The sequence below is a fragment of the Acinetobacter gyllenbergii genome (genome assembly GCF_001682515.1).
In the GTDB taxonomy this organism is placed as follows: Bacteria; Pseudomonadota; Gammaproteobacteria; order Pseudomonadales; family Moraxellaceae; genus Acinetobacter; species Acinetobacter gyllenbergii.
Genome location: NZ_KV575270.1, coordinates 49,724 through 64,833 on the forward strand (window position 1 = coordinate 49,724; position 15,110 = coordinate 64,833).

At 43.1% G+C, this 15,110-nt stretch carries 13 protein-coding genes; 7 read left to right on the forward strand and 6 right to left on the reverse strand.

Going from position 1 to position 15,110, the window contains the following annotated elements; all coding sequences use genetic code 11:
- Positions 1-19 precede the first annotated feature (19 nt).
- The 4 genes from NG55_RS18220 to cysM all read right to left on the reverse strand — a co-directional run bounded on the left by NG55_RS18220 (position 20) and on the right by cysM (position 5,609).
- A complete protein-coding gene (locus NG55_RS18220) occupies positions 20-2,326 on the reverse strand; it encodes a RelA/SpoT family protein (protein ID WP_016542061.1) in 2,307 nt (768 codons plus the stop codon).
- Between the two features lie 31 nt (positions 2,327-2,357).
- Complete coding sequence (gene rlmD / locus NG55_RS18225) at positions 2,358-3,767, reverse strand: 23S rRNA (uracil(1939)-C(5))-methyltransferase RlmD (protein WP_065344039.1); 1,410 nt, start codon at positions 3,765-3,767, stop codon at positions 2,358-2,360.
- 9 nt (positions 3,768-3,776) lie between these two features.
- Entirely contained in the window at positions 3,777-4,598 is an 822-nt protein-coding gene (locus NG55_RS18230; RefSeq protein ID WP_065344040.1) for a 3'-5' exonuclease, read from the reverse strand.
- A gap of 81 nt (positions 4,599-4,679) precedes the next feature.
- Positions 4,680-5,609: a cysteine synthase CysM gene (cysM, locus tag NG55_RS18235; RefSeq protein ID WP_065344041.1), complete on the reverse strand. Its 930-nt coding sequence runs from the start codon at positions 5,607-5,609 to the stop codon at positions 4,680-4,682.
- Between the two features lie 149 nt (positions 5,610-5,758).
- Here cysM and NG55_RS18240 point away from each other — a divergent pair, with 149 nt between their 5' ends.
- From NG55_RS18240 to rsfS, 6 genes are all read left to right on the forward strand, one after another.
- Positions 5,759-8,569 (forward strand): GacS-like sensor histidine kinase, encoded by a 2,811-nt coding sequence (locus NG55_RS18240; protein ID WP_016542057.1) that lies wholly within the window; start codon positions 5,759-5,761, stop codon positions 8,567-8,569.
- Between the two features lie 75 nt (positions 8,570-8,644).
- On the forward strand, positions 8,645-9,433 hold the full coding sequence (locus tag NG55_RS18245; protein ID WP_016542056.1) for a crotonase/enoyl-CoA hydratase family protein: 789 nt from the start codon (positions 8,645-8,647) through the stop codon (positions 9,431-9,433).
- A 65-nt stretch (positions 9,434-9,498) separates the two neighbouring features.
- Positions 9,499-9,906 carry a hypothetical protein gene (locus NG55_RS18250; RefSeq protein ID WP_065344042.1) on the forward strand — a complete coding sequence of 136 codons (408 nt, stop codon included), beginning with the start codon at positions 9,499-9,501 and terminating at the stop codon, positions 9,904-9,906.
- Entirely contained in the window at positions 9,903-10,769 is an 867-nt protein-coding gene (locus NG55_RS18255) for an NAD(P)-dependent oxidoreductase (RefSeq protein ID WP_065344043.1), read from the forward strand. Before NG55_RS18250 ends, NG55_RS18255 begins: the two co-directional genes overlap by 4 nt.
- 23 nt (positions 10,770-10,792) lie before the next feature.
- Positions 10,793-11,587, forward strand: a complete 795-nt coding sequence (locus NG55_RS18260; RefSeq protein WP_065344044.1) for a hydroxypyruvate isomerase family protein — start codon at positions 10,793-10,795, stop codon at positions 11,585-11,587.
- A gap of 81 nt (positions 11,588-11,668) precedes the next feature.
- Positions 11,669-12,067, forward strand: coding sequence for a ribosome silencing factor (rsfS, locus tag NG55_RS18265; RefSeq protein ID WP_004655709.1), 399 nt, complete (start codon positions 11,669-11,671; stop codon positions 12,065-12,067).
- 78 nt (positions 12,068-12,145) lie between these two features.
- Here the strand turns inward: rsfS and NG55_RS18270 are convergent, their stop codons facing one another.
- Positions 12,146-12,553 carry a hypothetical protein gene (locus NG55_RS18270; RefSeq protein ID WP_228704199.1) on the reverse strand — a complete coding sequence of 136 codons (408 nt, stop codon included), beginning with the start codon at positions 12,551-12,553 and terminating at the stop codon, positions 12,146-12,148.
- Positions 12,554-12,774: 221 nt separating this feature from the next.
- Between NG55_RS18270 and NG55_RS18275 the strand changes: the two genes are divergently transcribed.
- Positions 12,775-13,596, forward strand: a complete 822-nt coding sequence (locus tag NG55_RS18275; protein ID WP_065344046.1) for an SDR family NAD(P)-dependent oxidoreductase — start codon at positions 12,775-12,777, stop codon at positions 13,594-13,596.
- A 59-nt stretch (positions 13,597-13,655) separates the two neighbouring features.
- Here NG55_RS18275 and NG55_RS18280 read toward each other — a convergent pair whose 3' ends face one another.
- Complete coding sequence (locus tag NG55_RS18280) at positions 13,656-15,110, reverse strand: NAD(P)(+) transhydrogenase (Re/Si-specific) subunit beta (protein ID WP_005291783.1); 1,455 nt, start codon at positions 15,108-15,110, stop codon at positions 13,656-13,658.

Consider the following 15,110-nt stretch of genomic DNA (forward strand, 5'->3'; position numbering starts at 1 on the left):
CCTTCCGAAATATGATCAATTAGCTACCTTGAACCAAACGTCTGGCACTGATAATCCCAGGTTGCTGCTCTAAACGAGCCAACAAACGTGACAACTGTGCCAAGCCCTTGACTTCAATCAATAACTTCATATTGGCAATACCATCTGCTTCAGAAATGGTATTGACCTGACGAATATTGATTTGGTCTGAGAAAATCACCTGTGTCAAATCTTTGAGTAAACCACGACGATCATACGCTTCTACCACGATCTGCACACTCTGACCGCGGGTTGGCTGCATTTCCCAATCGGCTTCAACCGCACGCTCAGGTTCTTGCGTGGTCATACGTAAATAATCAGGACACGCAATCTTGTGAATGCTGACACCACGGTTCAAAGTGATATAGCCGCCAATCGACTCGCCATGTACAGGCTGACAACATTGTGCAATATGCAACTCAACATTATCCAACCCATCAATCAAAATCCCATGCGCCGATAAGGTATGGCTAGCACGTGGATTTAACGCAGGTTTTAACACCAGTTCTGGCTCGTCCTGATCCAAGTGCATCTGACGATTCACTTGATTCATCAAGGCATGCAGACTGATATCACCGCTAACCAAGGCCACCAGAATGTCATCACCTGCTTTCAGATTGAAATGCGATGAATAATCTTTCAGATCGATACTTTTCGGGTGAATCGCTAAACGGGCCAACTCTTTATTGAGTAACTCACGCCCAACTTCAACATTCTTACTGCGATCTTGTTGTCTAAACCAATGACGAAGCTTGTCACGTGCACGCGCAGTCTTGATATAGCCCAGCGAGTTTACCAACCAGTCACGGTTCGGTTCTCGATCTTTCTTGGTTAAAATCTCAACCTGTTCACCTGTCTTTAAGGTGTAGGTTAAAGGCACATAACGTTGGTTTACACGTGCCGCATAACACTTATTGCCGACTTCGGTATGCACATGATACGCAAAGTCTAAAACGGTTGAACCCCGTGGTAATTCTTTGATATCCCCATCACGGCTAAACACATAGATCTTTTCAAAATTCTCAAAATCTTGAATCTGATCAATGCCATTCGATTCTTCATCTTCACCATGCGGTGTGGTTTCAGTACGCTCTTGATAGTGCTCAAGCACAGCACGTAATGAATGTAAGCGATCGTTAAAGGAATGATCGGTATTCTTAGCACCTTCTTTATAGTTAAAGTGCGAGCACACACCCAGTTCCGCTTCGTTATGCATCTCAAAGGTACGAATTTGCACTTCAAGAGATTTATTCTCAGCAATCACTGCGGTATGCAATGAACGATAACCATTGGCCTTCGGATTAGTCACATAGTCATCAAACTGGTTCGGAATATGACGCCATATCTGATGTACGATGCCCAAAGCGTGATAACAATCTGGGACACTTTTCACCAAAACACGTACAGCACGAATATCGTAAAGCTGATCGAAGCTCAGATTTTTACTTTTCATTTTTCGATAAATCGAATAAATGTGCTTCACACGCCCTGTGATTTCGGCCTGAATATCATAAGCCGCCAGTTCGGTTTTCAATTTATCGATGACAAACTGAATATACTGTTCACGCTCCAAACGCTTCTCATTCAGTAAAGAAGCAATCTCTTTATAGCGTTCTGGGGCTAAATAACGAAAAGCAAGATCTTCCAATTCCCACTTGAGTTGGGCAATCCCTAAACGATGCGCCAGTGGTGAATAAATGGTGAGAATTTCACGTGCAACACGTTCCTGACGTTCTTTACTTGCGGTTGCCAATTCACGCAGCGCATAGGTTCGCTCTGCCAGTTTGATCAATACAACTCGCACATCTTCCGTCACTGAAATCAGCATTTTATAAATGCCGTTTAAGTGTTCACGCTGGTTATTATTAAAGTGATCTTCTAAACGTTTGTTCTTTTCAATCAACTCAGACAGTTTACCCATCGCAAGTGTGCCCTTCACCAGGCCCAAAACTTGCTCGCCAAACTGTTGTTGGATGTCCTCTAAGGTAATCAACCCCTCACGTACACTCCGATATAACACCGCCGCTGAAAGCGTGTCTTCATCGACATGTAAATGGGCCAAAATATCCGCCATACCAATCCCAGTACTAAAGGTATTGATACGATGATTTCCCGTCGCTTGTAACTCTTTTGCTAAGGTCAGCTCCGCAACTTGTTGAAGTTGCTTCAGCTCTGCCCCATCCAAAATACCACGCACTCGATCTAGCCAAGAGACTAGACTACTTTGCGCTTCAGCGGCATGTTCTACAGTCGCTTCCTCAGACAACTCTTGAAGTCGTCCAGGTAACTGCTCACGTACTGTGACCATACCTTTCTCCTCTGGATATGTAACTCATTTTTTAATCGTTTATCTCTTCGATTTTTTCAAGCCGCTCAACTTTTTCAAACAGGGCAATCGATTCAACATGTTCAGTATGCGTAAACATGTCCATGACTGCTGCTTTCTTCAGTTGATAGCCATATTGTGCCAGTACACCTGCATCCCTTGCCAGTGTTGATGGGTTACATGATACATAAACGATTCTTTTGGCTCCAAAATTAGGTACATATTGCATGACTTCAAATGCACCTGACCGTGGAGGATCAATTAATAATGCATCAAATCCTTGTTTCGCCCAAGAATGATGCGAAAAGTCTTTTGTTAAATCTTGTGAAAAGAACACCGCCTGAGACAAATGATTTGCTTGCGCATTCTCAGTTGCTCTGTTGACCATCTCATCACTTGCTTCAACACCGACCACTTGACCTGCCTCACCCACACAACGTGCAATCGGGAGTGAAAAATTACCTAACCCACAGAATAGGTCCAGTACTCTTTCCCCTTTCTGTAACTGAAGCAATTCACATGCCAACTGAATCATCTGTGCATTTACCCCACTATTGACTTGAGTAAAGTCTAAGGGTGAAAACGCGAATTTGACGGCAAAATCATCCAAACTGTAATGCAAACGCATTGCCGCTTGTGAATCATCCACGCGATGTAAGCTATCTGCCCCTTTTGGCTGCAAATATAACTGCCATCCTTTGAGTAACGTAAATTGACGTAATTGGTTGACATCCGACACATTTAATTCATCTAAGTGGCGAATTAATAATGCAACCTCGCTGTCGCCCATTGCCAATTCTATATGACCAATATGCGCTTTGCCTGTAAGACTTTCGAGTAGTTTTTTAAGTTCTGGTAAACATTCAGATAAAGTTTGATCCAGCACATTACACTGCTGAATTGCAGTTAAATGATTGCTGTGGTGCTCACGAAAACCCATCACCAATCGATTTTGCTTGGCAATATAGCGCACCCCAATTCGAGCACGACGACGGTAATCCTCCTTGACCGAACGAATCGGATCGAGCCATTGTTCAGGTTGTAATCCCGCAAAATGTTCTAAATGCGATTTTAAAACGTTTTGTTTTAACACAATCTGTTCATCAGGATGAATATGCTGCAAGCTGCAGCCACCACACACCCCAAAATGTGGACAAATCGGATCAACTCGCCCTTTCGCTGGTTCACTCTCCAGCTTAATCATATCCGCTTCTTCTAAGCGTGAAGTTTGATTGCTAATCTTGGCCTGCACCGTTTCGCCGACAAGGGCATAACGGATAAAAACTTTCTTGCCGTGTTTTTCTTTAGGATGATCTGGATGCGTTCCATAATGCGCAATGCCTCGCCCCTCATGAGAAAATGCCTCGATCTGAAAGGTATAGCTTGGATATTGCGTTGGACGTTGTTTCGCTTTGTGTTTCAAAAGATGAACCTAATTTTTTGGCGCAAAAGTATCTGCGGTGAATACAGTATATTGCGATGTTTGCTGCCATACCTGTAAAAAATCTGTTTGTTGCGTTTGCGTTTGTAAATAATCAATGGTGGATTGAACTAAATACCGATGATCTTTTTGATTCAACTGGCCTTTGAGCAACAACCAGCGAAGATAGACCAACCACGTATTCAATACATCACCTTCGCAATAGCTGGTCAATTCTAACCATTGTTTGTTACGAACATATTCAGGCACATGATAGCCTGTTTCACCACGCTTACCTGGAAAACCAAGTAAACAGGCAATATCATCCAGTTTCTGGAAATTACGACCATTAAACATTGCCATCACATCCATCAAATCGACATGACGATGGTGATAACGGTTCTGATAGTTGTTAAAGCGTTTTTGCTGATCAATTTCACCTTGATCAAACAAGCTCGGTGCAGACAAGCCATGGTACATGGCACGAAACAGAATCACAGGCAAATCAAATTGCGAGCCATTCCAGCTGACCAAGGTCGGCTGCTTCTTGTCAAAGATCGATAAGAATTTTGCCAACATCTCAGCTTCGCTGTTCTGTTCCTGGCTAAATGAAAACAGACGATAACCTTTTTCATCAATCCATAAACCAGAAATACAGACGATTTCATGCAGCGGCAAACGTTGAAAGTCCATCCCCGACTCTTGGCGACGAATTTTGGTGAGCGCCTGCTCTACATCTGTTTCGGGTAAATCAAGATGATAAAGATGCGCACCTGCTTTTAAATCGGTCAGGGTCTCAATATCAAAAACTAAAATTGGAAAACGTAAATTCATCTCAAAATTCCCTTACGGAGCTGCAATACAGCTCCCTTCAACCAAGGGTGAGCTGCAAGTATAACAGCGTAAGGTCGAATCTTAGTCTTCATCTTGTACTGAGAATAATCCCGTCGATAAATAACGATCACCACGATCACAGATAATGCAGACAATCACCGCGTCCAGCTGTTCTTCTGCAATTTTAATCGACGCCCATACTGCACCACCAGAAGACGTTCCCGCACTGATACCTTCAGTACGCGCCAGCTTACGCATGGTTTTCTCCGCTTCAATCTGTGGAATATCAATGATGCGATCGACACGGCTGCGATCAAAGATGGTCGGCAAATATTCTTCTGGCCAACGGCGAATCCCAGCAATGCTTGAACCATCTGAAGGCTGTAAGCCCACAATTTGAATATCAGGATTTTGCTCTTTCAGATATTTAGAGACCCCCATGATGGTTCCCGTTGTCCCCATCGAGCTGACAAAATGGGTAATCTTGCCACCTGTCTGCTTCCAAATTTCAGGGCCTGTGGTGAGGTAATGTGCCTCGACATTATCAGGGTTACCAAATTGATTCAGCACAAAGCCTTTGCCTTCAGCCTGCATTTGTAAAGCAAGGTCACGTGCACCTTCCATGCCTTGCTGCTGAGTGACTTCAATCAGCTCTGCACCATAAGCCAACATTGCATCTTTACGCTCTTGGCTCATGTTGTTCGGCATGATCAGCTTCATTTTATAGCCGCGCATGGCTGCAACCATCGCCAACGCAATCCCAGTGTTGCCACTGGTCGCTTCGATCAAGGTATCCCCAGGTTGAATTTGTCCACGCTTTTCCGCTTGAACAATCATGTTATAGGCAGGGCGATCTTTCACCGATCCTGCTGGATTATTACCTTCTAATTTTGCTAATACCGTGGCTTGGGTATGACACACTAAACGTTGCAAACGCACCAAAGGGGTTTTACCGACATAGTAATCCAGTAAAAATTCATCTGCTAAAAAATCAGTTTGCGTATTCGTCATGATCGACACCGATATTAAGGTGGCGACTATTGTATGAAAAAAACAGAAATACTGCACCATTTCACTCTGCTTTTTATTGGCAAGCAGATGTCTTCGCTTATCATAAAGCATGCTAAGATGTTGCGCAGAATGATAAATCTGACCGAACTATGTCAAATTTCAATAAGACCATATCGAAACGCTTACGCCTCAATCATGCCTATGGGCAATTGATTGCACTGATTTTAGTGCCGATTGCCATCTTGACAGGTGTTGGCATTCTTTGGGTTTTATCCGAAACCACTAGCTCTGCCAAATCACAACAACGCTCTGATGCGTCTGCAATTTTGGCACGTTACCATCAAACTGCGAATGATCTATTAAAACTGGTCCAAGAACAGCCCGATCAATATGATCGTGCTCAAAACATCATGCAGAAAATGTTTGATGAAAAAAACCTACAGCGTGCGGTACTAATTGACAGTCGTGGTCAAACTTATTTAAGTGTTGGCTACCAAAACAATCGCTTTTGGCCGAATTTCCCAGAAAACAGTAACTTCTTTGGCCCAATTTCGCATAATCACAACAGCATTTATGGTTCGAAACTCGACAGTGGCGACCCTAACGCTGTTTGGCTAATGATTGAATTAGACAATCAACCCCTCGAATTGGCTCGCTATAAAATTCTACTGTCTCTGGTCGTGACGGGACTGATCACCATACTGATTCTCTTGTTCTGCTTAAACGTGTTCTCTCGTCGCTGGCTCGCACCGTTGTATGAAATTCGCATGCAAATGCAACGCCTCAACGCCGACACCCTTGATCAGCATATTGTGGTGAACAGTACAGGTGAACTGCGTTTACTCCAGCGTGATATTGCCAATGTAGTGAAACGCCTACACTTTAGTTTCTTAGAATTAAAAGAACATACTGAACAAACCGAAGAAGATTTACGTCGAACACTGGACACCTTAGAAGTCCAGAACATTACCTACCGCCAAGCACGTGACCAAGCGATTTCATCGAATCAATCCAAGTCCGTGTTTTTGGCCAACATCAGCCATGAACTCAGAACACCACTCAACAGTATTGATGGCTTTATTCACTTATTACTGCGTCAGCAAAACCTGAGCAATGAGCAAAACCTCTACCTGCAAACCATCCGAAAATCATCAGCACACCTATTGGCACTGATCAATGACGTGTTGGATTTCTCTAAAATTGATGCAGGCAAACTTGAGCTCGAAACTGCACCGTTTGACCTTGAAGAAGCCATTTTTGATGTGATGGATATGCTCTCGCCATTGGCAGCGCAAAAGCATATCAATATGGCCTTCTACTATGCAGAAAATATTCCAAAGCATGTGGTCGGTGATGCGCTACGCTTTAAGCAGATCCTGACCAATCTGATTTCCAATGCGATCAAGTTCACCCCTGATGGGGAAATTATTGTCCGTGTGCGTATGGAAGATGATGAAATCGGACAATGCTTACTGCATTTTAGTGTACAAGACAGCGGTATTGGGTTGAGTGGTACAGATCGCAAAAAGTTATTTGAATCGTTCTCTCAGGGGGATGCGTCGGTAACACGTCAATTCGGTGGAACAGGACTTGGTCTTGCCATTTCCAAACAGTTGGTGCATTTGATGCATGGACAAATTGGCTTTGAGGACAACCAAGAACGCGCGCCAACTGAAAAAGGCTCAACCTTCTGGTTTACCGCTTCATTTAAAGTGGAAGAACAAGATGAGTTTGTTGAACATCCACGTTTCGACCATTTGCAAGTGGTGTCTTATCTCGCCCATCCTGCAACAGCCAGCGTACTGCGTTCATATTTAGAGAATTATCATGTCTCTCATATTGAGACCCAATCCATTCTGGATTTATTCAGTCGCTTAAATCATCTCAATCAACAAGAAAACACATGGTTGATTGTCGACCATAGTGGTGATACCGAAGCTTTACTCAAAGAAATTCGTCAACGTTATCATGGCAATTTGGCGGTTTATGGCTATCAGATGAGTCTTGAGCCCAACATGCTGAATGAGTATCGTGCACGTCCATTGTATCAACCGCTAAGTCGTCGTGAGTTGGTACAACTCCTCGGCAATCAACCTGTTTTCGAGCAAGAGCCTGAAGACTTTAACGGTCAGGGGTTGCATGTCTTGGCGGTGGATGATCACCTACCAAACTTAATTGTACTGGAAGCCTTGCTCGGTGAGTTGAATGTCACCACCACCAAAGCGTTGAGTGGACAAAAGGCCATCGACATTATCCAAGAACGGATCGAACAAAAGTCTCCACCTTTTGACTTGGTGTTTATGGATATTCAAATGCCGGTCATGTCTGGGATTGATACTACACGTGCCATTCGTTCGCTCGAATCCACACTGGATTCAGGCATGCAACTGCCGATCATTGCACTCACCGCACATGCATTGGCGGATGAAAAACAAAAGCTACTCAAAGTTGGTATGAATGACTATGTGACCAAGCCAATCCAGATGGAGCAAATCATTCAGATACTAACTCATTGGACCAAAAACAATTTCACGACTCAACCAGCAACAACCGAGCCGAAGCGCCCAACCGAATCAATTGATCCACAAATTCTGAACTGGCAACAAAGTGTACAGCTTGCAGCCAACAAAGAAGATTTGGCACAAGACTTATTGAATATGCTGGTCGATAGCTTTGATACTGAACTGGCTGAAATGCAGCAATTGATTGAGATGGAAGATTTCCCTCAACTGGAACATGTGCTACATCGTCTCTATGGTGCAACCCGCTATGTCGGCACGCCGAACTTGCAGCAAGTGTCCGGTGAGTTTGAGCAATTTGTCTCGACCCTACGCAAAGAACGTCGTAAGGCTGATGATGTGTTTATCCGTGAAACCAATCATCGTTTCAATGAGCTCAGCACGGCGATTGAACAGGTTCGACAGGCGGCTAATTTGATCTTGCATAGCTACGATAATTAACGTGACTGCCCTGTCATGTTTCAATGCAGGGACTCATGTTATGCTGCCAAATCAAACACAATAAGAGTAAGGCAGATGGCACTTTTACGCGTTGAAAAGAACAATGGAATCGCAACAGTTTCCCTAAACCGTCCAGATAAACGTAATGCAATGAGCTTTGCCTTACTCAAAGAACTGGTGGCAACTGCAAAAAAAATTGAAAAAGATCGTTCAATCCGTTGTGTCATTCTTACGGGTGAAGCACAGGTCTTTAGTGCAGGCATCGACCTTTCTGATTTAAACAATCCTAAAAATACCGCTTTTGCAGCATGGGAACTGATCAAACCTGGGCAAAGTCTATTTCAAAAAGCATTCTTGATTTGGCAGAACCTGCCAATCCCTGTGATTGCAGCAATAGAAGGCTATTGCTTCGGTGCTGGGATGCAATTGGCTCTTGCTGCCGATATCCGCATCGCAACACCAAACACGCAAATGTCGATTATGGAAAGCCGTTGGGGCCTTGTACCTGACATGGGTCTCACCCGTTCACTCAAAGGTCTGATTGGGGTCGATTTGGCTAAAGAGCTGACACTCACTGCACGTATCTTTGATGCTGAATATGCCAAACAAATTGGTCTAGTCACCCATTTAGACAATGATCCATTAGCGAAAGCAAACATCATTGCGGAAGAAATTTTACAACGCTCGCCAGATGCCATTATGGCAGCCAAACGTGTCCTAGATGCGATGGAACACCAACCGGAAAAAGCATTACGTTTAGAAAAACTTTGGCAACTCAAGCTACTCTTGGGTAAAAATAGCAGTCTGGCCCGCAAAAAGGACAAGAACCCAGAAGTTCAATTCTTACCACGTCAATACAAATAATCATAGACATTGAATATCAGATCATTTGAAATCTGATATTCAACTTCTTAAATAATTATCAACTTATGTTTCATTCTAAAATAATCAGCTTAATCATATTCTTTTCCTGTGCACAAACGGTTTATGCGACTCAATGGATTGAGGTTCCTGCCAAAGAGAATGCTTGTAATATTCATGTTTTTTATGATCAAACTTCCGCTCAAAAAAACATTCTGCTCGAAAAATATGATTTTAGTGAAATGAAAGCATGCGATGAAATTTATAAAGGTCAGGCTTACTTAACCTATAAAAGCAAGATGATTTGCATTACCCATGAATTCAGTCCAATAGAACAAACTTTTTATGCAAAGGATGGAAGTTATAAAAATTATCCTGAACGCTTCAATAGTTCTGTTCAACCGATCCCCAATAGTACGCCAGACCGCTTACTTACCGAAGCTTGCCGAATAAAAAAAGGAAATACATCTCCATGATCTTGAATCAAAAAACACCAATCGCTTTCTTGGGTATGGGTTTAATGGGTACACGGATGGCCAGCCGACTCTTACAAGCAGGTTATCCTGTGGCGGTCTGGAACCGTAGTCCGCTCGCATGTGAACCTTTGCAGCAGCAAGGTGCATTACACTTAAAGCTCGATGACATCGGCAGCTACCCTGTTATTTTGACCTGTTTAGCCGATGATCAAGCAGTGCAAAATGTTTTCGCCCAAATTCAACCGTATTTGAAAGCTGAGCAGATCATTGTTGATTTCTCGAGCTTATCGGTGTCTGCGACGCAACAATTGGCTCAGTTTGCTCAACAACAGCAGGTCACTTGGATTGACTCGCCTGTATCAGGTGGCACCATTGGGGCTGAACAAGGTACATTGGTGATTTTTGCTGGCGGTGATGCGAAGACGATCGAGCAACTCACCCCGATTTACAATGTACTTTCACAGCGTGTCACCCGTATGGGAACGTCAGGTACAGGACAAGCGACTAAAATTTGTAATCAGCTGATTGTTGCCGCCAATAGCACCCTGATCGCAGAAGCAGTCGCTCTTGCCGATCAAGCAGGCGTTGACATTACCTTACTCGCACCTGCACTCGCTGGCGGTTTTGCAGATTCAAAACCCTTTCAAATCCTTGCGCCGCGTATGGCAACACATACTTTTGAACCCGTACAATGGAAGGTGCAAACTCTATCAAAAGATTTAAACAATGCCCTACTTCTGGCACAAAGTTTTAACTTAAAGATACCCGTAGCACAAAAAGCTCTATTACAGTTACAAGCTCACCAAGAAAATGGCTTTGCTGATAAGGATTTAGCGACTATCATCAAAATTACACAACAATAATTATTGATTCAGGGAGTCTGAAAATGAGCCATCTTGCAGTCAATTTATCCATGATCTTTACTGAAGTGCCTTTAATCGAGCGTTTCGCCTTAGCACACGCTCACGGTTTTCAGCATGTAGAAATTCAATTCCCCTATGAACTCGATGTGATTGATATTCGAACTCAACTTGAGCAACACAATCTTTCCCTCGGCCTGATTAATGTCCCTGCAGGTGACTTGATGCAAGGAGGCAATGGACTTGCAGGTGTGCCAGGGCGAGAAATTGAATTCCACCAAGCACTTGAACTGGCTATACGCTATGCGACCGCACTGGATGTACCACGTGTGAATATTCTAGCAGGAAAACAACCGCTGGATGCTGATCTGCTGCCTTGTCTCAACACGCTTGCAAGCAATCTAAAACTGGCGTGTCACATGCTGACTGAACAAGGTATTGAACCTGTGTTTGAAATGATTAATGGCACCGATATGCCACGCTTCTTGGTTCAGAACATTGCCCAAGCCCAAGAAATGCTGGAAGCCATCAATCATCCTTCCCTAAAAATGCAATATGACTGTTACCACATGGCCATGATGGGTGAAGATGTATTAGCGGGATTACAGGAAAATATCGATCAGATTGGGCACATCCAATTTGCCGACTGTCCAGACCGCCATGAACCTGATACTGGAAATATCCCCTACAAACAAATCTTTGACTGGTTACAGCAAAGTGACTACCAAGGTCTTATTGCAGCGGAATACAGACCAAAAATCCAGTCAGATCAATCTTTTGCATGGAAAAATAAGTATTTTTCCAATGATGTGAATACATAAACTGTTACTGCTAAAATTTGAACTTTTTAGAGAAAAACGGTATATTTGATGATGAGTAATTGTCAGGAAAATATACCCTCTATGAATTTAGAACCATCGCCCAGCGCTTCTAATTCTCACGACCTAAAAATCAAAACAGCGAACAAAGATGTACAAGCGTGCCTAAACGTTGTACATGAAGCTCTCACTGATGTAAAAGCCAAAGATATTCTTGAACTTGACGTAAGTACGATTAGTAATGTTGCCGATGCAATTGTGATTGCAAGCGGTACGTCGACTCGTCATGTTAAAGCCCTTGCAGACAATGTTGCTGATGAAGCACGTAAAGCAGGTTTCCGCCCAATCGGTGTCGAAGGTGAACGCGATGCTGAGTGGATCTTAATCGACCTCGGTTTTGTTGTGGTACATGTGATGTTACCAACCGCGCGTAAGTTCTACGACTTAGAAAGCTTATGGCGTGCGCCAGAATCTGTAGCGTAAAGCTCCTCAAAAAAAGCGACCTATTCGGTCGCTTTTTTATTTTCTAAAGATCAAAACTTCTTTTTAGATCTTGAGGTTTTATTGTTTAATTGTACCGTTTCGCCCTTCTCGAATAACTTTAAGCATTGCTTCGGAAATATCTTTCCTCATTTTTTCTACTATGCCCTCGATCATCACATCCAACAGTTTTAGTTGCGCTTCACTCATATTTTTATAATTTCCACCTTCTATTTTTTTCATATCAAAATTAGCCATCAACTCTTGCTCCTCTTGTATACATTTAGCAAAAGCATCATTCAAAATATCATTTTCATCTTTATTCATTTTTATTTGGGGCTCAACTTGTTGTATCAAACAATTGGCATATTTCGCACTCGCCTCTTCAAGAGGGTTTGCTAAAAGGACTGATGAAGAGAAAATAGCCATAAGAGAAATTACGAAAAATATTATTTTTTTAATCACTAAAACCTCTTGTAATAAGTTCAACGTCTCGATAGAACATTAGCACCCTTAGTGCCCAATTAAAATAAAAGATTATCCAAAAGCAGCTTTCTTTAAATCTTCATAAAACAACACTCTCTCCTATCAACACTTATTAAAGCCAATCATCACTCACCCTTAAATTTGACATGACAAATTGTCAAAACTGCAGCACTATACAGATTCTTGCAATCCCATTAAGAAATAGCATAACTGGAGTACAGGAAGTGAAAATACTGATTACAGGTGCCAATACAGGCATTGGTTTTGCCACAGCAGAACAGTTGGTTAAACAAGGGCAACACGTCATTCTAGCCTGCCGAAACCCACAGAAAGCACAACAAGCGCAAAACAAATTACGCGCACTCAATCAAGGTCAAGTTGACCTCATCTCCCTCGACCTCAACAGTCTCGATCTCACCCGCAAAGCCGCAGATGAAATTGCAGATCGTTATGGCAATCTGGATGTGTTGATCAACAATGCAGGCTTATTTGCCAAAACCAAACAATTGACTACTGATGGTTTTGAGCAACAATTTGGTGTCAATTATTTGGGTCATTTTTTATTAACCCAAAAATTACTTCCCGTTTTAAAACAATCTGCTCAAGCACGTATTGTCCATTTGGCCTCGATTGCACATTGGGCTGGCTCAATCAAACCCAATAAATTCCGTGCAGAAGGTTTTTATAATCCGCTGTTTTATTATGGGCAATCCAAGCTTGCCAATTTACTGCTTAGCAATGCATTGGCAGAACAACTCGCTGATAGCTCAATCACCAATAATGCCCTACACCCTGGGGGTGTCGCTTCGGATATTTATCGCGATCTGCCTAAGCCTGTCTATGCGGCAATGAAACTAGGTCTCGTCCCAACCTCTGTTCCTGCAAACCTGATTACCCAAATGGCAATTGGAGACGAATGGAAAAATCGCAATGGAAAATATGTCAGCGCCCATATGCCTGACTGGAAATCTTCACATGCCAAAAATCAGCAATTGGCACGGGATCTATATCAACAATCTATGCAATTGGTTGAAAAGTTTCTTTAAAAAATAAGCAAATAAAAAGCCACCCGAGGGTGGCTTTTACAATCCTGATTGGGGTCAGTTTAGTGACCACCACCATTGATTGCTTTTGTCATATCTTCCACAACTTTCTTAGCATCACCAAAGATCATCATGGTTTTTTCATTGTAGAACAAGTCATTGTCTAAACCAGCATAACCTGTCGCCATAGAGCGCTTGATCACCATGATGGTACGTGCTTTATGCGCTTCAAGAATCGGCATACCATAAATCGGTGAAGTCGGATCGTCTTTCGCCGCAGGGTTCACCACGTCGTTTGCACCAATCACCAGTACCACGTCTGTTGCAGGGAAATCTGAGTTAATCTCATCCATTTCCAAGATGTCTTCATAGGCAACATCTGCTTCTGCTAACAATACGTTCATGTGACCAGGCATACGACCAGCAACTGGGTGAATCGCGAAGCGAACTTTTACGCCCTGCTCTTTCAAGATTTCACACAATTCTTTCACCGCATTCTGTGCACGACCTTGCGCCATACCATAACCCGGTACAATCACAACGCTGTCTGCATTTGACATCAGGAAGCCTGCGTCATCTGCTGAACCAGAACGATGGTTACGTTGAACTTGCTCACCCTTATCTGCCGATGCAACTGCTGCACCACCCATTGCACCACCAAACAAAACGTTGATGATTGAACGGTTCATCGCCTTACACATGATGTAAGAAAGAATCGCACCAGAAGAACCTACAAGCGAACCTGCAACGATCAACATATTGTTTTCAAGTGTGAAACCAATACCTGCCGCAGCCCAACCAGAGAATGAGTTCAAAAGTGATACCACAACTGGCATATCACCACCACCGACTGGTGCAATCCATACCCAGCCAAATGCAAGTGCAAGTGCTGTCATTGCCCAGAATGCAGTCATATTATTCGTTAAGAAGAACATGATGCCTGCTGCAAGCATTGCAATAAAGATAAGCGCTTGAACAGGTTTAACCCATGCACCAGAAATGGTTTTTGCCCATTTCTTCGCAGCTAATTTACCGTAAGCAAATACAGATGCAGTAAATGTGATCGCACCCACGAAGCAGCCAACAAACAATTCAAATAAATGAACCTTACTCATATGAGCATGTTGTACGCCAGCAGCAGTTAAAGCAGCTTCATTTTCAGCAAATAATGCCGTCAATTGGTTGTTATGCAAAATTGCAGCAATTGCAATTAATACCGCAGCCAAACCGACCAATGAGTGCATCAATGCAACTGTTTCAGGCATTTGCGTCATTGGAACTGTTCTCGCACGAGCGATACCAACAATACCACCTAATACCATTGCACCAACGATCATCCAAACGACAGGATGTTCTGCAACAAAGAACGTTGTTGCTACAGCAATCGCCATAGCGATCATACCGTAACGGTTACCTGCAATCGCAGTCTTAGGACCTGACAAACCACGTAAGGTTAAGATAAAAAGGACGGCACCGATCAGGTAGAACCATTCCGCATAGTCTCGAATAAATTCCAT

Excerpts from the sequence above, each read along its gene's own strand:
- NG55_RS18240 (WP_016542057.1), top strand. The coding sequence starts at position 5,759 with ATGTCAAATTTCAATAAGACCATATCGAAACGCTTACGCCTCAATCAT.
- NG55_RS18280 (WP_005291783.1), bottom strand. The coding sequence starts at position 15,110 with ATGGAATTTATTCGAGACTATGCGGAATGGTTCTACCTGATCGGTGCC.
- NG55_RS18250 (WP_065344042.1), top strand. The coding sequence starts at position 9,499 with ATGTTTCATTCTAAAATAATCAGCTTAATCATATTCTTTTCCTGTGCA.
- NG55_RS18245 (WP_016542056.1), top strand. The coding sequence starts at position 8,645 with ATGGCACTTTTACGCGTTGAAAAGAACAATGGAATCGCAACAGTTTCC.
- rsfS (WP_004655709.1), top strand. The coding sequence starts at position 11,669 with ATGAATTTAGAACCATCGCCCAGCGCTTCTAATTCTCACGACCTAAAA.
- NG55_RS18230 (WP_065344040.1), bottom strand. The coding sequence starts at position 4,598 with ATGAATTTACGTTTTCCAATTTTAGTTTTTGATATTGAGACCCTGACC.
- NG55_RS18220 (WP_016542061.1), bottom strand. The coding sequence starts at position 2,326 with ATGGTCACAGTACGTGAGCAGTTACCTGGACGACTTCAAGAGTTGTCT.
- NG55_RS18260 (WP_065344044.1), top strand. The coding sequence starts at position 10,793 with ATGAGCCATCTTGCAGTCAATTTATCCATGATCTTTACTGAAGTGCCT.
- cysM (WP_065344041.1), bottom strand. The coding sequence starts at position 5,609 with ATGACGAATACGCAAACTGATTTTTTAGCAGATGAATTTTTACTGGAT.
- NG55_RS18255 (WP_065344043.1), top strand. The coding sequence starts at position 9,903 with ATGATCTTGAATCAAAAAACACCAATCGCTTTCTTGGGTATGGGTTTA.